At 59.1% G+C, this 15967-nt stretch carries 15 protein-coding genes; 11 read left to right on the top strand and 4 right to left on the bottom strand.

Annotated features, from left to right (window positions below):
• Positions 1 to 57: 57 nt before the first annotated feature.
• From KUV46_13505 to KUV46_13490, 4 genes are read right to left on the bottom strand one after another with little or no spacing between them, the layout of a single operon-like run.
• A complete protein-coding gene (locus tag KUV46_13505; GenBank protein QYJ00341.1) occupies positions 58 to 819 on the bottom strand; it encodes an alpha/beta fold hydrolase in 762 nt (253 codons plus the stop codon).
• 25 nt (positions 820 to 844) lie between these two features.
• Complete coding sequence (locus KUV46_13500) at positions 845 to 1414, bottom strand: aminodeoxychorismate/anthranilate synthase component II (protein ID QYJ00340.1); 570 nt, start codon at positions 1412 to 1414, stop codon at positions 845 to 847.
• Positions 1411 to 2841 (bottom strand): anthranilate synthase component I, encoded by a 1431-nt coding sequence (gene trpE, locus KUV46_13495; protein QYJ00339.1) that lies wholly within the window; start codon positions 2839 to 2841, stop codon positions 1411 to 1413. Before trpE ends, KUV46_13500 begins: the two co-directional genes overlap by 4 nt.
• Complete coding sequence (locus KUV46_13490) at positions 2838 to 4739, bottom strand: SurA N-terminal domain-containing protein (GenBank protein QYJ00338.1); 1902 nt, start codon at positions 4737 to 4739, stop codon at positions 2838 to 2840. The genes trpE and KUV46_13490 overlap by 4 nt, the downstream gene beginning before the upstream one ends.
• 87 nt (positions 4740 to 4826) lie before the next feature.
• Between KUV46_13490 and tpiA the strand changes: the two genes are divergently transcribed.
• The 11 genes from tpiA to lpdA all read left to right on the top strand — a co-directional run bounded on the left by tpiA (position 4827) and on the right by lpdA (position 15945).
• On the top strand, positions 4827 to 5582 hold the full coding sequence (tpiA, locus tag KUV46_13485) for a triose-phosphate isomerase (GenBank protein ID QYJ00337.1): 756 nt from the start codon (positions 4827 to 4829) through the stop codon (positions 5580 to 5582).
• 67 nt (positions 5583 to 5649) lie between these two features.
• Complete coding sequence (secG, locus tag KUV46_13480) at positions 5650 to 6153, top strand: preprotein translocase subunit SecG (GenBank protein ID QYJ00336.1); 504 nt, start codon at positions 5650 to 5652, stop codon at positions 6151 to 6153.
• 59 nt (positions 6154 to 6212) lie between these two features.
• The gene (locus tag KUV46_13475; GenBank protein ID QYJ00335.1) at positions 6213 to 7847 is read left to right on the top strand and encodes a CTP synthase; all 1635 of its coding nucleotides are present in this window, start codon (positions 6213 to 6215) and stop codon (positions 7845 to 7847) included.
• Positions 7848 to 7933: 86 nt separating this feature from the next.
• A complete protein-coding gene (rpmF, locus tag KUV46_13470; protein ID QYJ00334.1) occupies positions 7934 to 8113 on the top strand; it encodes a 50S ribosomal protein L32 in 180 nt (59 codons plus the stop codon).
• Positions 8114 to 8224: 111 nt separating this feature from the next.
• Positions 8225 to 9499 (top strand): phosphopyruvate hydratase, encoded by a 1275-nt coding sequence (gene eno, locus KUV46_13465; GenBank protein ID QYJ00333.1) that lies wholly within the window; start codon positions 8225 to 8227, stop codon positions 9497 to 9499.
• Positions 9471 to 9878 carry a septum formation initiator family protein gene (locus KUV46_13460; GenBank protein ID QYJ00332.1) on the top strand — a complete coding sequence of 136 codons (408 nt, stop codon included), beginning with the start codon at positions 9471 to 9473 and terminating at the stop codon, positions 9876 to 9878. The genes eno and KUV46_13460 overlap by 29 nt, the downstream gene beginning before the upstream one ends.
• Positions 9879 to 9947: 69 nt before the next feature.
• A complete protein-coding gene (gene pdhA, locus KUV46_13455; protein ID QYJ00331.1) occupies positions 9948 to 10967 on the top strand; it encodes a pyruvate dehydrogenase (acetyl-transferring) E1 component subunit alpha in 1020 nt (339 codons plus the stop codon).
• Positions 10967 to 12397 carry a pyruvate dehydrogenase complex E1 component subunit beta gene (locus KUV46_13450; protein QYJ00330.1) on the top strand — a complete coding sequence of 477 codons (1431 nt, stop codon included), beginning with the start codon at positions 10967 to 10969 and terminating at the stop codon, positions 12395 to 12397. Before pdhA ends, KUV46_13450 begins: the two co-directional genes overlap by 1 nt.
• Positions 12387 to 12710, top strand: a complete 324-nt coding sequence (locus KUV46_13445) for a DUF5076 domain-containing protein (GenBank protein QYJ00329.1) — start codon at positions 12387 to 12389, stop codon at positions 12708 to 12710. The genes KUV46_13450 and KUV46_13445 overlap by 11 nt, the downstream gene beginning before the upstream one ends.
• Positions 12710 to 14152, top strand: a complete 1443-nt coding sequence (locus KUV46_13440; protein ID QYJ00328.1) for a pyruvate dehydrogenase complex dihydrolipoamide acetyltransferase — start codon at positions 12710 to 12712, stop codon at positions 14150 to 14152. Before KUV46_13445 ends, KUV46_13440 begins: the two co-directional genes overlap by 1 nt.
• A gap of 380 nt (positions 14153 to 14532) precedes the next feature.
• Positions 14533 to 15945: a dihydrolipoyl dehydrogenase gene (gene lpdA / locus KUV46_13435; protein ID QYJ00327.1), complete on the top strand. Its 1413-nt coding sequence runs from the start codon at positions 14533 to 14535 to the stop codon at positions 15943 to 15945.
• The last annotated feature ends 22 nt before the right edge of the window (positions 15946 to 15967 follow it).

Raw genomic sequence — 15967 nt, 5'->3', positions numbered from 1 at the left:
CACTTAGTGTTGAGCGCGATAGAGGCGATGCGCACCGCGATCAAGCGGCGCTGGTCTCTAGTAGCCCAGAAATGCGGTAATCTGCGACAGGATGGCCGGATCGAGCGCAAGGTCGCGGTGGCTGAGACCGTCCACGATCAGAACTTCCGCATTTTCCACTGATGCTCCCAGCGCTTCAATTGGTGGGGCAGGGCAGCTCTCATCAGAATGAGAACCGATGAGGAGGATGCGGCCTTTGAAATCGGCGAGAAGCGCGGTCAGGTCTGGAGGACCGAGATCTTCGCCCTGTCTCTCTGCGAGGAGTTCAGCTGCACGCGCGATCACGTCATCCGGTACGCCCTTGCGGCGTTGGCGCTCACTCCAATGTTCGATCGGCGGCGCGATCATCACGAGATAGTCGGCTTGCGCGCCTTTCGAGATAGCGTCCGCCGCCGCAAGCGACCCGAAGGAATGGGTGATGATGGCGTCTATGGGTTGCTGATCGGTACAGAGGTCCAGGACGGACTGACCAGCGAGCTGCCAAGTGCAGGTCTCGGCTGTCGAGGCCCCATGCGCGGGCAGGTCCATCAGCAGGGCTGGACGGCCATTCTGGATGAAGTCCATGGCAAAGCGGCGCCAGATGCGGTGGGTGTCATCCCATCCATGCACGAAGAGGGTCGGGGCGCCGTCACCGGCCCGCCAGGCCGGCGTTAAGAGCGATTGGCCCTGCACGTCAAAGCGGGTTTGCGGGGGAAGTAGGTTCTGACCGGGCGCGGCGCTAGGGGAACGCGGCTTCAGCTCATCGAGGAGAGCTTCTGCGTCCTTCGTCAGCTGGTCCATCTCATCCTCCGGGTTCGAGCACGGCCTATTTGGTAAGCGCTACGAAATTCTCGATCAATTCATAGCCGTATTCGGTGCGGATCGATTCCGGGTGGAACTGGACGCCGTAGACCGGCTTGTCGCGGTGGTGGACGGCCATGATTTCACCGTCGTCTGTCCACGCATCGGCGATGAGCACATCCGGAACGCGGTCCTTCGGAATGGCGAGGGAATGGTAGCGCACGACCTCATACCTCTCAGGCAGCCCCTTGAAGAGGCCGGTCTGCGTCGTGCGGATCGTGGAGACCTTACCGTGCAGGATGGCGCCGGCCTGGACGACCGGTTCGCCATAGGCATCACCGATGGACTGGTGGCCGAGACAGACACCGAGGATTGGGAGATCATCAGGGGCCTGCTTGATGAAATCGACGCAGATACCCGCCTCACGCGGCGTGCAGGGGCCCGGCGACAGGATCACGCCCGACGGCTTTAGCGCCAGCGCTTCATCGACGGTGAGCTCATCATTGCGCACGACACGGGTGCGCGCGCCTGCCTGCTCGACATAGTGGACCAGATTCCAGGTGAAGCTGTCATAATTGTCGATGACGAGGATCATTGGTCGAACTCATAAATGGCCGCGAGATCGGCGGCACGTTTGAGGGCGCCCGCCTTATGGACGGTTTCCTCGAACTCGTATTGCGGATCACTGTCGAGGACGACGCCGCCGCCTGCCTGGATGTGCAACTGTCCGTCCTTGAGCACGGCTGTTCGCAGGGCGATGCATGTGTCCATGTCGCCATTCCAGCCGAAATAACCAACAGCGCCGCCATAGATACCGCGTCGGGACGTCTCGAGCTGATCGATGATCTGCATGGCGCGGATCTTCGGGGCGCCGGACACGGTGCCAGCAGGCAGGCCCGCCAGAAGTGCGTCAACAGCATCCAGACCTTCGCGGAGGTTGCCTTCCACATGGCTGACAATGTGCATCACATGGCTATAGCGCTCGACGATGAACTGCTCGCTCACCTCGACGCTGCCATAGGCGGCAACGCGGCCGACATCATTGCGGCCAAGGTCGAGCAGCATGAGGTGCTCAGAACATTCTTTCTCGTCGGCAAGAAGGTCTGCGGCCCGGCGGGCGTCTTCAACCGAGTCGCCTGACCTTGGCCGCGTGCCTGCAATCGGACGGATTGCGACCCGGCCATCACGCAGACGCACGAGGATTTCCGGACTGGAGCCAATAAGTCGGACATCGCCCATATTCATATGAAACATGAACGCGGACGGGTTCAGCCTGCGAAGGGCCCGGTATAGGCTGATCGACTGGCGCTTGAAGGGCGCCGAGAATCGCTGGCTGGGAACGATCTGGAAGGTGTCGCCCGCACGGGAATACTCCACCGCCTCGCGCACCATCTCGAAGTATCGCTCCTTGCTAGTGTTTGAGGTAAATTCCAGTGCATCGGCTGACTGGTCCCGCGGAGAGATAGGCGTTGCGTTCTGTAGCTGCTGCTCGACGCGGTCGAGAAGGGCCTTTGCGGCCGCCTCATTGCCCGGCGCATGGCGCCCGATAAGAACCAGCTCCTGATAGAGGTGGTCGAACACGATCACGACACCGGGAATGACCAGCACGCATTCTGCGACCTTCAGGTCATCACGTGCGGTGATCTCAACCGGCTCGACATACTGGACCATATCGTAGCCAATATAGCCGAACGCGCCCGAGGCCATTGGTGGCAGTCCGGGCTCGTCGGTTTCGGCCTTTGCCAGTTCAACGAAGTGGCGCAGGGCTTCGATGGGCTCCATGTCGAGGGTCTCAGGGGCGCTGAAACCGGCATCCGCAGAAAGCTCTGGCTTCCCATTCAGGATGCGGAACCATTGCAGAGGTTCGACGCCCACGAAAGAGTAGCGGCCAAGGCGCTCACCGCCATGGATCGATTCAAACAGGAATGAGCCGGCCTGGTCGGCGCCAAGCTTGAGCATGGCCGACACCGGCGTTTCGATATCGCCGATCCGCCGTCTTACGATCAGCCTGTCCCGGCTCATGTGTCTGGATTGACCCGCGCCTTGTAGGAAGCAAGCGCGTCCTGGTTTACGCGCAGATCGACATCTTCCTGAATGCCAGCGAGGAAGGCACCGAAAAGATCATTGCCGATTGAGTCCTGCAGCTCCTGAGACGCCGTCATGGCAGCTTCATCGGACGTGATGTCGACGCGGTCGATCTCTACAAGCTGGATGAGCGCGACCGAGTCGCCGGTCCGCAGTGGAGCGGTAACGACATTTCCTTCGTCCCGAAGCGAGAACACAGCGCCTGCGAGTGCGGGCGGAATGCCGCTCTCAGGTGACGGTTCGCGTGTAAAAAGAACCTCAGGCGCAGAGAGTTCTGCGCCATATTCTGCGGCAGCGTCCTCAAATGTGACTTCACCGCTCTCAACGCGCTGCTTGATGGTTTCGGCAGTCTCTGAGAGTGCCGTCGAGCGGCGCTGCGCTTCGAGCCCCACGCGCAGGTCCTCGCGGATCTCTTCAAGATCCGGGGTGAATGGTTCAATGATCTCGTCGACACGCAGGATGTATGAACTCTCGTCTTGGCCAAAGCGCGAGGTCTTGCCGCCTTCGGTCAGTTCGAAAGCGCGTTGAAGGATTGCCGGGTCGCGCTGCAAGGCTGTGATGGGACGACCGACACGAGTGGCGCCCGAGCGCTCAACCGGCGCAAAGCTGAGAACAGGCGTACCCATGTCAAGGCCGATCTCTTCGAGGCTTGCGCCTGTACCAATCAGATTATCGAGGCGTGTGATTGAGTCGTAGTAGAGACCAACTGCCTGCTCACGAGACAGCGTGTCGACAATCTCCTCGCGAACAGTTTCGAAAGGCTCGACGTCTCCCGGCGTTATGCTTTCAAGGCGTGCCACGGTGAAGAAGCGGCCGGACTCAAAAGGACCAAAAATCCCGCCAATGGAAGCTGACGGCGCAAAGAGGCGTTCGGCGAGCGACTGGTTGGAGACTGAGCTTTCAAGACCTGATCGCTCGCTGGACGATACGAGGCCTTCGATTGTTGAGGGGTCTGCGCCGCCCGCAATACGTCCAAGCTGTGATCGTGCTGCCTCCTCGCTTGAGAAGACAAATTCCGTCCAGGCGCGGGTGTCCGGACCGGAATATTCCCGCGATTTGACGGACTCGTAATAGGCACGAAGCTCATCTTCGGTGAACTCCGACTGATTGAGAAAGTCGTCGACGTTAAGCTCTAGCAGGCTGATCCGGCGGCGCTGCGGATTCTCAAGCGCGTCGCGGCGCTCATTATAAAACTCTGTCAGTTCTTCGTCGGTGATCGGCTCAGGATCCGGCAGGTCGTCAAAGCTCAGGAAGAACCACTGCGCTTTGCGTTCCTCGCCAGAATAGGCCGTCTGAAGGCGGACCACGGCGTCAGGCGCGACAAGCGCTGCGCCGACTGACCGCCTGATTCGACCAATAGAGAGGTCGCGCCGTAGGAAATTTTCAAAGCTCGTTGCCGTGAAACCGCTCTGGTTCAACAGGCCTCGGTAAAGATCAGGGTCAAAGGAGCCGGTGTCCGACTGGAAAGCTTCGTCCCGCCTGATGTTTTCGATGACCGCTTCATCCGTCGCGCGCGCGCCGATGCTGTCGGCATAGGCAGCCACAGTCGTCTGGAAAAGTTCGCCCTGGAATATCTGGTCGATGATTCCGCGTTCTGTCGCTTGCGCCTTGCTGATAGCACGGCCGCGATCATCCGTGGCTGTGCGCAACTGGCGCTCGACTTCCTGATCGAACTGGGCCTCTGTCAGCTCTACATCGCCCGCTGATGCGAGGTTATTGCCGATGCCGCCAGAGAAGACGTCCGTCACGCCCCAAGCACCCATTGCGACGATGATGAGAATGAAGAGAAGCCCCGCCAGTTTGGAACGGAGCATGTTGCGGATCGTGGTCAGCATATGCCGATAGCCTCGCCTATTACCTTGTAAGCTGCCGAACTGCTTGCTAGGCGAGCGCGCTGGGAGTTGCAAGAGATGGAGAGCGGCATGGTCAGGCCCTTGATTGCGGGTAACTGGAAAATGAATGGCCTGTCTGGTGACAGCGACACCATTTCGCAGATTGCGAAAGGCCTGGAGGGGCTGGAAGACGTGGCGGACTGCCTGATCTGTCCGCCAGCTACCCTGATTTCGAAATCGATTGATGCTGCGTCTGGTTCACGCCTGAAAATCGGCGCACAGGACTGTCATTCGAATGTCTCCGGGGCGAATACGGGTGACATCTCCGCAGAAATGATTGCCGATCTCGGCGCGACCCACATTATTGTCGGCCATTCCGAGCGCCGTGCAGATCATGGCGAGAGCAATGAAATGATTGCGGCAAAGGCTGAGGCAGCATTTCGCGCCGGGCTGACACCGATCATCTGTATTGGCGAGACCCTCGATGAGCGTGAAGCTGGCCAGACGATTGAAGTTGTTTCCACCCAGTTGGCCGGCTCGATCCCTGTTGGCGCATTCGGCAAGTCATTCGTCGTGGCCTATGAGCCCGTCTGGGCAATCGGCACCGGCAAGGTCGCGTCCGTCGAGCAGGTTGAAGAAGTGCACAACAAGATTCGCGAAATCCTGGGCGAGCGCTTTCCGGGACAGGCAAATGACACGCCCATACTTTATGGTGGGTCCATGAAGCCCGGAAATGCTGGCGAACTACTCGCCGTCAAAAACGTCGATGGTGGTCTCATTGGTGGCGCAAGCTTGAAAGCGGATGACTTTCTGGCCATTTACGGCGCTTGTATCAGCGCAAAGTGAGCTTCAGGGCTTGGCCTTGGCGTCTGAAAAGCCTATCGGGCGCGATTGAGATATTCAGGGACGATCCATGACCGTAATTCTCGTCATTCACATACTCGCCAGCCTTGTTCTGGTCGGCGTCGTTCTCATGCAGAAATCTGAGGGCGGTGCTCTCGGTGTTGGCGGCGGCGGTGGCGGCGGCGGTCTCATGTCCGGGCGCGGTGCGGCAGGCGCCCTGGTGCGCACGACGATCATTTTCGGCGCCATCTTCTTCATCACCAGCCTCGTCCTCACCACGATCACGACGCGTCACCTTGGTGACAACCGCACAGACGTTGAGCGCGCGCTCGATGAAGAGTTCGGTGGGTCTGGAGCGGGTGGTTTTGATCTTGATGATCCGACGTCGCCGCTTCTGGATGACGACCCGGTCACCCTGCCATCCCAGCAGGACACCGACCCGGTGGTTTCAGAGCCGGAAGAGGGTTCTGGCGACCCGCTTGCGGCTGACGTGCCAGCTGACACGACAGGTGACGCGAGCAGCGACGTAACAGAGCAGGGCGAAGAGACGGCCGACGCGCCGACGCAGCCCTAACTCATAGCAATGGCATTGCGCGTGTGCGCAATGCTGCGAATCGGGCAAACTGACTTCCCATGATCCGCTATATTTTCATCACAGGCGGCGTGGTCTCCTCGCTGGGTAAAGGTATTGCTTCTGCGGCCATGGGCGCCCTCCTTCAGGCGCGTGGCTACAAGGTGAGACTGCGCAAACTTGATCCGTATCTCAACGTCGATCCAGGTACGATGTCGCCGCGCCAGCATGGCGAGGTCTTCGTGACTGATGACGGCGCCGAAACCGATCTCGACCTCGGTCACTATGAGCGCTTCACGGGCGTGTCGGCGCGCCAGTCAGACAACATCACGACTGGCCGCATCTATCAGTCGATCATCGAGAAGGAACGCCGGGGCGATTTTCTCGGCGCGACCATCCAGGTCATCCCGCACGTTACTGACGCCATCAAGGACTTCATCCTGTCGGATCCCGGCGAGGATGTGGATTTCGTGCTCTGTGAGATTGGCGGTACGGTCGGCGACATCGAGGGTCTGCCTTTTTTCGAGGCCATCCGTCAGCTCGGCCAGGAGCTTGGGCCAGAGCGCACCTGCTTCATCCACCTGACGCTGCTGCCTTACATTCCGGCTGCCGGCGAGATGAAGACCAAGCCGACGCAACACTCCGTCAAAGAGCTGCGCTCCATCGGTATCCAGCCACAGATTTTGCTGTGCCGCTGCGACCGGCCGATCCCAGAGAATGAGAAGGGCAAGATTGCGAGCTTCTGTAATGTGCGCCCATCAAGCGTCATCGAAGCACGCGACGTTGGCCATATCTATGATGTCCCTGCGGCCTATCACGCTGAAGGCCTCGATACCGAAGTGCTCTGGCACTTCCGCATTAATGACGCGCCGCTGCCAGACCTGACGCGCTGGAACGGTATCGCCAACACGATCCATAATCCGGACGGCGAAGTCTGCATTGGTCTTGTCGGCAAATATACTGATGTGCCTGACGCCTATAAGTCAGTCTCCGAAGCGCTGGTTCATGGCGGCCTTGCCAACAAGGTTCGTGTGCAGGTCCGGATGATCGATTCTGAACAGTTCGATGACGAACACCATCCGCTCGATATTCTCGACGGTGTACACGGCGTCCTCCTGCCGGGCGGGTTCGGGGAGCGCGGCGCGCACGGCAAGATGAGAGCGGCGCAATTTGCCCGCGAAAAGAACATTCCATGCTTTGGTATCTGCTACGGGATGCAGCTCTCGGTCGTTGAGGCGGCTCGCCATCTTGCTGATATCAAGAATGCCTCGACCACTGAGTTCGGCCCGACCGATGAGCCTGTTGTGGGCCTTATCGAAGAGTGGACCAAGGGCAATCAGAAGATCACGCGCGACGAAAGTACCGACAAGGGCGGCACGATGCGTCTCGGCGCTTATCCGGCACTTCTGGAGCCGGGCAGCAAGGTCGCGGAAATCTATGGCACGACCGAGATTTCGGAACGCCACCGTCATCGTTATGAGGTCAACCGCTCTTATATTGAGCGGATGAAGGGAACGGGCGTCCGCTTCTCCGGCATGTCGCCGGACGGTCTGCTTCCAGAGATCATCGAGCTGGACGATCATCCGTGGTTTATCGGCGTGCAGTTCCACCCTGAGCTGAAGTCCCGGCCCTTCGAACCACACCCGCTTTTTGCGAGTTTCATTGAAGCAGCCAAAGTGCAGTCACGTCTCGTCTGACGGGTTGCAATTGGCGAGTCGCGCGGATATACGCGCGGTTTGATTTTCACGTAGTGTTCCCACTACACATAAACTGGAACGACAACATGGCAGTCCCTAAGCGAAAAACGACGCCGTCCAAGCGCAACATGCGCCGCGCCCACGACCGTCTGTCCACCCCGACCTTCATCGAAGACGCGGATTCCGGCGAGCTGCGCCGTCCGCACCACATCGATCTGAAGACCGGTGTGTATCGTGGCCGCCAGATCCTTGAGCCTAAGGACTAACGCCACGCGCAGTCTTGCGCTGCGAGGTGACACAAAGTAACCGACATGACGCCCCTGGGAGACCGGGGGCGTTGTCATATCTGCTGAAGACGAAAAAGAGAGTGCGCCCCAATGAGCGAAATCGTCGATATCTATGCCCGCCAGATCCTCGATAGCCGCGGCAACCCGACAGTCGAAGTCGATGTGACGCTGGACGACGGCTCCACGGGCCGCGCCGCTGTGCCATCGGGTGCCTCCACAGGTGCCTATGAGGCCCACGAGCTGCGCGATGGCGGCAAGGAATATGGTGGCAAGGGCGTCAATCAGGCTGTCGACGCCGTGAATGGCGAAATCAATGATGAGCTTGTCGGCCTCGATGCGACCGAGCAGCGCCTGATTGACGGGCTGATGATTGAGCTCGATGGCACCGATAATAAGAAGCGTCTCGGCGCAAACGCGATCCTCGGTGTTTCCATGGCGGTCGCCAAGGCGGCTGCCGAGAGCTGCGGCCTGCCGCTCTATCGCTATATTGGTGGTTCGAACGCGCGCATCCTGCCAACGCCGATGATGAACATCATCAACGGGGGTGAGCACGCGAACAATCCAATCGACATCCAGGAATTCATGATCATGCCGGTCGCGGCAGACAGCATCGCGCATGCGGTCCAGGTCGGGTCCGAGGTGTTCCAGTCGCTGAAGAAGCTGCTCCACGCTGACGGCTTCAATACTGCTGTGGGTGATGAGGGCGGTTTCGCGCCGGATATCTCCTCAACCGAAGCGGCGATCGACTACATCATGAAGGCCATCGAGAAAGCGGGCTACACGCCGGGCGACGAAGTCGCGCTTGCGCTCGATGCCGCCTCGACTGAGTTCTACAAGGACGGCAAATACATTCTGAAGGGCGAGAACAAGACGCTCGATGCGGCCGGCATGGCGCGCTACCTTGAGGATCTTGTTGACCGCTATCCGATCATCTCGATCGAAGACGGCATGGCAGAAGATGACTGGGACGGCTGGGGCATCCTGACCGAGACAGTCGGTGACAAGTGCCAGCTCGTCGGCGACGACCTGTTCGTCACCAACCCAGAGCGCCTTGCCCAGGGCCTTGAGCGCGGCGCCGCGAATTCCATCCTCGTAAAGGTCAACCAGATCGGCACGCTGTCTGAAACGCTAGACGCGGTCGAGCTGGCGCATCGCCACGCCTATACGGCCGTCATGTCCCACCGCTCCGGTGAGACCGAGGACTACACGATTGCGGACCTTGCCGTTGCGGTAAACTGTGGACAGATCAAGACCGGTTCACTGTCGCGTTCGGACCGTCTGGCCAAGTACAATCAGCTGATCCGCATTGAGGAAGAGCTAGGTGCGGCAGCGCTCTATGCAGGGCGTACGCTCATCAACGCCTAGGGGCGCGGCGCGGCCATTAAGATTAAATTTACCCAAATGGATTCCTCTGCCGATTCGCTTGTCGGCAGAGGTTTCTTTTATGACCCCCAAATATGCAGCAGCAGCCCTTTCCGCGCTGATCGCATACTTCGCATATCACGCCTTTGCGGGTGAGCAGGGGCTCGGGCGCTGGACCGATCTGCAACAGGAACTGTCAGAAAAGCAGGCCGAGCTTGATGCCATCACGGCAGCGAATGACGTGCTGCGCCGGGACATTGCACGCCTGACGCCCGGCCGGGTCGATCCCGACCTCGTTGAAATCATGGCTCGTGAAGACCTGAATCTCGTCTATGCTAATGAGATTATTATCATAAATGACAGCTCCGGGGCTGCATTTTGACATAGGTGCTAAAACTGGACGAAGGCCCGTTTCGGGGTACATAAGGGGGTCTTGATAAAGGGAGGCCTCATGGCCAAAACGCCGTCCAGAAGCAAGACTTCCAAATCTCCACCCAAGCTCAAGCGCGACGAAGCGCTGAAATACTATCGTGACATGCTATTGATCCGCCGGTTCGAGGAACGGGCAGGTCAGCTTTATGGCATGGGCAAGATCGCCGGGTTCTGCCACCTCTATATCGGCCAGGAAGCTGTCGTCACCGGCATGCAGGCCTGTCTGAAAGAGGGTGACCAGATCGTCACCGGCTACCGCGACCACGGACACATGCTCGCCTGCGACATGGACCCGAAAGGGGTGATGGCAGAGCTGACCGGTCGCAAGGACGGCTATTCAAAGGGCAAGGGCGGCTCGATGCACATGTTCTCGCGGGAGAAGAACTTCTTCGGCGGACACGGCATTGTTGGTGCGCAGGTGCCGATTGGTACGGGCCTTGGCTTCTCCAACAAGTATCGCGGAACCGATAATATCTGCGTGACCTATTTCGGCGACGGCGCGGCGAACCAGGGCCAAGTTTATGAGAGCTTCAACATGGCATCCCTCTGGGACCTGCCAGTCGTCTATGTGATCGAAAACAACCAGTATGCCATGGGCACGAGCGTTGCCCGCGCATCGGCCGAAACCGAGCTATTCAAGCGCGGCATCTCCTTCGAGATTGAAGGCGAGGAAGTCGACGGCATGGACGTCTATGCGGTGAAAGCAGCCGGCGAGAAGGCCGTGAAGTATGCCCGCTCTGGAAAGGGGCCATACATTCTCGAAATGAAGACCTATCGCTATCGCGGCCACTCCATGTCGGACCCGGCAAAGTACCGCAAGCGCGAGGAAGTTGACGATATCCGCACCCATCACGACCCGATTGACGGCCTCAAGGGGCGTATCCTGGAGCAGGAAATTGCGACCGAGGAAGAGCTCAAGGATCTCGACAAGGAGATCAAGGAAGTCGTGAAGGAAGCTGCGGATTTCTCCCTGGATAGTCCTGAGCCGGACCCGGAAGAGCTCTGGACCGATGTGTTGCGTGAAGTGGAGTCTGCCTGATGGCCATCGATGTTCTGATGCCGGCCCTGTCGCCGACAATGGAAGAGGGCACGCTCGCGCGCTGGCTCAAGAAGGAAGGCGACACGATTTCGTCTGGTGACGTCATCGCAGAGATCGAGACGGATAAGGCGACGATGGAAGTCGAAGCCGTCGACGAAGGCACGCTTGCCAAGATTCTCGTGCCCGAGGGCACAGAGAATGTGAAGGTGAATGCGGTCATCGCACGCCTCGCAGAGGAAGGCGAAAGCGCCGACGATATTGATGATGCGCCCGCATCTGATGATAGCGAGAAGACGTCGAAGGCGCAGACAGAAGCCAAGAACGCGCCTGAGACTGAAGGTGATGGCAATGAAAGTGACGACGGTTCCGCAGAAGAGGGGGCGTCTGCCCCGCCGAAACCAGATGAAGACTCTCTGACGGATCCAGACGTGCCTGAGGGCACAAACTTCGTCGACACGAGCGTGCGCGACGCACTTCGCGATGCGATGGCAGAAGAGATGCGCCGCGACGAGACCGTCTTCGTCATGGGTGAGGAGGTCGCAGAGTATCAGGGTGCCTACAAGGTCACCCGTGAGCTGCTGCAGGAGTTTGGTGACAAGCGCGTCGTCGACACGCCGATCACGGAGCATGGCTTTGCTGGTCTCGGTGTCGGTGCGGCCTTTGGCGGTCTCAAGCCTGTCGTCGAGTTCATGACGTTCAACTTTGCGATGCAGGCGATCGACCAGATCATCAACTCGGCAGCGAAGACGCTCTACATGTCCGGCGGTCAGATGGGTTGCCCGATCGTGTTCCGCGGACCGAATGGAGCGGCGTCGCGCGTCGCGGCCCAGCATAGCCAGGATTACTCATCCTGGTATGCGCATGTGCCGGGCCTCAAAGTCGTGGCGCCTTATGATGCAGCTGACGCGAAAGGCCTTCTCAAAGCGGCGATCCGTGACCCGAACCCCGTCGTCTTCCTGGAGCATGAGCTGCTCTATGGCGAGAGCTTCCCGGTCCCGGATATCGAGGACTATGTCCTGCCGATTGGTAAGGCGCGTGTACGTCGTCCAGGCACGGATGTGACGCTGGTTGCGCACTCCCGTATGGTCGGCTTCGCGCTTCAGGCGGCTGAAAAGCTTGCAGAAGATGGCATTGAAGCAGAGGTCATCGACCTTCGCTCACTGCGTCCGCTGGATACAGCTACGGTTATTGAAAGCGTCAAGAAAACCAACCGCATCGTGACGTGTGAGGAAGGCTGGCGCTTCATGGGCGTGGGCGCTGAAATCTGCGCAACGGTGGTGAACGAAGCGTTCGATTACCTCGATGCGCCTCCAACCCGCGTGCATCAGAAGGATGTGCCGCTTCCATACGCTGCGAACCTCGAAGCCATGAGCCTTCCGGGCACCGCAGACATCATCAAGGCGGCCAAGCAGGTGTGTTATGTCAAGTGATCACAAAGAACTCTCCAAGCCGGGCACGATTCGTCAGGACGCCTTTGCGCAGGAAATGATCCGGTTCTGGATTTCGAATAATCAGGACCATGTGAGCCTGAAGGTCGGCGCCTCGGGTGACCCGGAAAAAGAGCCTCCAATGTGGGGGTTCATGCTGGCGGACATCGCAAAACATGTGACCCGCGTGCTGCGAGAAGAAAATCCTGACGGTCCATCTGCGCAGGAGATCATGGAGCAGATCCTCGGCGGCATCGGCGAGCGGCTTCGCCATGCGCCAGACCTCTCGGGCACCACGATCAAGGGCAAGAGCTAATGGCCATCAATATTACCATGCCCGCACTTTCTCCAACGATGGAGGAAGGCACGCTGGCCCGCTGGATGGTGAAGCCAGGCGATACGATCTCTTCGGGCGATGTCATCGCGGAGATTGAGACCGACAAGGCGACGATGGAAGTCGAAGCCGTCGATGAAGGCACAATCGCCAAGATCGTCGTTGAAGCCGGCACGGAAGGCGTGAAGGTCAATTCAGTGATCGCCGTGCTCGCTGAAGAGGGCGAAGACCCGGACGATGTGGAAGCACCGGAAGAGGAAGCTGCTGGCGGCGAGAAGAGCGACAACTCTTCCAAAGATGACGAGGAGGCTGAAAAGCCTGCGAAGTCTGAAGAGAAAAAGGCGCCCGACGAAAAGCCTAAGAAGAGCAATGCCGAGCGCACGACCTCCAACGGCGAAAGCGCCCAAAAGCCGCGCGAAGCCGAAGGCAAGGACCTTCGCAAAGAGCTGGAAGGCACATCGCCAAAGCTAGCCGATGTCGGCAGTGGCAAGGACCGCATCAAGGCAAGCCCGCTAGCGCGCCGCATTGCAGCGCTGCGTGATATTGATCTCTCCACGCTTGAGGGCTCGGGCCCACGCGGACGGATCGTGAAAGCAGACGTCGAGGCCGCAGAGCCCGGCAAGAAGCAGGCATCTTCCGAGAAGAAGGCGGCAGACGCCCCAGCCGATACGCCTAAAGCTGCGCCTGATGGACTGATCCTGCCGCAGGTGCTCGATGACCGTGTCTACGATCCTGAAAGCTATGAGCTGAAGCCGCTCGACGGCATGCGCAAGACGGTGGCGAAGCGCCTGACCCAGAGCTTCATGCAGATCCCGCATTTCCCGCTCAACGTGGATATCAAGCTCGACAAGCTTCTGGCGTCGCGCGCCGATATCAATGAAGCGGCACCTGAAGGCGTGAAGATCTCGGTCAACGACATGCTAATCAAGGCTTCGGCCCTGGCGCTGATGTCAGAGCCGGACTGCAATGCAAGCTTCACCGACAAAGGCATCGCCTACCACAAGTCGGCCCATGTCTCGGTCGCCGTCGCGATCGATGGCGGGCTGATTACGCCCGTGATCCGCGACGCGCAGACCAAGGGCCTCGCCACCATTTCAAGGGAGATGAAGGACCTTGCGGAGCGCGCGCGTGAACGCAAGCTCAAGCCGCAGGAATATTCGGGCGGTACGTTCTCGATTTCCAATCTCGGCATGTTCGGCATCAAATCGTTCGGCTCGATCATCAATCAGCCTGAAGGCATGATCCTGTCTGTCGGGGCAGGCGAGAAACGCCCTGTCGTTGATGCCGCCGGTGAAATCGTGCCAGCGACCGTCATGACGGTCACGCTGTCCTGCGACCACCGTGTCATTGGCGGGGCTGAGGGCGCAAAATGGCTCGCCGCTTTCAAGCGCTATGTCGAACATCCGCAAAGCATGCTGCTTTGAGGACACGATGGTGGGCGCTACCGCTGTTCATCGGCGTGACGCTCCTGCCAGTGCTTGGTGTCAGTGGTCTCGGCTTGGCGAATGTCTTGTCACGGGACTTTCGCGAACCGGATTGCTGGATTGCTGATAGCGGCCATTGGGTCACAGCGAATGAAGGACTGATGTGGCTAACCCTATATGTGCTTCCGGTTTTTCTAGTTGTCGGAAGCATGGTTGGTCTCGGATTGTGGCGCTCCTCTTTTCTGACACTTCGCCTGTTTCTGAGTGTTGGTTTGGCGAGTGTCGCATTGGTTGTCGCAAACTATGCGGTAAATGCCGCGCTGAACGACGGATATATCGACAGGCTTTATGATGCCTGCGGACGCAGTTGAGAGGTAGCAATGTCCACCCAATTTGATCTCATCGTCATCGGCTCCGGCCCTGGCGGCTATGTCGCCGCGATCCGCGCAAGCCAACTCGGCATGAAGACGGCGATAGTCGAACGCGAGAACCTTGGTGGCATTTGCCTCAACTGGGGCTGTATCCCGACCAAGGCGCTGCTGCGGTCTGCCGAAGTGCTGCACTATGCGAACAACGCCAAGGATTTTGGTCTGAAGATCGACAAGGCTGACTTCGATCTCGAAGCCGTCGTGAAGCGGTCGCGCGGCGTCGCAAAGCAGCTGTCATCCGGTGTCAGCCACTTGATGAAGAAGAATAAGATCGACGTGATCATGGGCGAAGCATCGCTCAAGAAGGGCAAGCCTGCACCGATCGTCTCTGTAAAAGACAAGGACGGAAAGTCGAAAGAATACAAAGCGAAAAACGTCATTCTTGCGACGGGCGCGCGGGCACGGGCCATCCCGCAGGCTGGGCTTGAGCCGGATGGTGATCTGATCTGGACCTACCGCGAAGCCATGGTGCCGAAAGAGACGCCGAAGAAGCTTCTCGTCATTGGTTCAGGTGCGATCGGGATCGAGTTCGCCAGCTTCTACAATGAGCTTGGAAGCGACGTGACAGTCGTTGAGGCCGTAGACCGTATCCTTCCAGTCGAGGACGAGGAAATCTCTGGCCTCGCCCGCAAACAATTCGAAAAGCAGGGCATCAAGTTCCATACGGGCGCGCAGGTCAAATCGCTGAAGAAGGCGAACGGAAAGGTCACGGCCGACATCTCTTCAGGCGACAAGGCCGAGAAACTCGAAGTCGACCGGGTAATCCTCGCCATTGGTATTGTCGGCAATGTTGAAGGTCTCGGCCTCGAAGAACTGGGCGTGAAGGTCGAGAAGACCCACGTTCTTGTCGACGGTTTCGGCCGAACAGGCGTTGATGGCCTCTATGCCATCGGTGACCTCACCGGCGCACCCTGGCTGGCGCACAAGGCGAGCCATGAAGGCGTCATGTGCGTTGAGGGGATAGCAGGCGCAGAGGATGCGCACGCTTTCGATGCCTGGAATGTGCCGGGCTGCACCTATTCACACCCGCAGATTGCCAGCGTCGGCCTGACCGAAGCCAAGGCGAGAGAGGCCGGCCACAAGGTCAAGGTCGGCAAGTTCCCCTTCATCGGCAACGGCAAGGCAATTGCGCTTGGCGCAGCAGAAGGCCTCGTAAAGACGGTCTTTGACGCTGAGACAGGGGAGCTTCTTGGCGCGCATATGATCGGCGCAGAGGTGACCGAACTCATTCAGGGCTATGTCATTGCGCGCGAAGGTGAGCTAACTGAAGAGACGCTGATGCACACGGTCTTCCCGCACCCGACCCTGTCAGAGATGATGCATGAAAGCGTGCTCGCCTCTCAGGGGCGTGTCCTTCACATGTAGCGGTCGCAGCCTGCAGTCGGGC

Source organism: Thalassovita mediterranea, from assembly GCA_019448215.1.
In the GTDB taxonomy this organism is placed as follows: Bacteria; Pseudomonadota; Alphaproteobacteria; order Caulobacterales; family Hyphomonadaceae; genus Henriciella.
Note: the sequence above shows the minus strand (reverse complement) of the source record. Positions and strands in the feature narration are given on the sequence as shown.